Origin of the sequence: Bacteroides caecigallinarum (genome assembly GCF_016901995.1) — a bacterium.
Classification (GTDB): domain Bacteria; phylum Bacteroidota; class Bacteroidia; order Bacteroidales; family Bacteroidaceae; genus Phocaeicola; species Phocaeicola cellulolyticus.
Window position 1 is genome coordinate 1 of the sequence record NZ_JACJLE010000205.1, and the last position, 257, is coordinate 257.

General features: G+C 49.8%; 1 rRNA gene. It reads right to left on the reverse strand.

The features are described 5' to 3' along the window. Window positions 1–257, reverse strand: a 23S ribosomal RNA gene (locus tag H6A61_RS15645); the annotation flags it as partial.

Below are 257 nucleotides of genomic sequence, written 5' to 3' on the forward strand. Positions count from 1 at the left end.
GGAAACCTTAGTCTTTCGGCGAGGGGGTTTCCCACCCCCTTTATCGTTACTTATACCTACATTTGCTTTTCCATACGCTCCAGAGTGGCTCGCGCCACGCCTTCGACGCTGAATGGAATGCTCCCCTACCAACCTTAAAGGTTCCATGGCTTCGGCAGACAACTTGATACCCGATTATTATCCACGCCAAATTCCTCGACTAGTGAGCTGTTACGCACTCTTTAAATGAATGGCTGCTTCCAAGCCAACATCCTAGC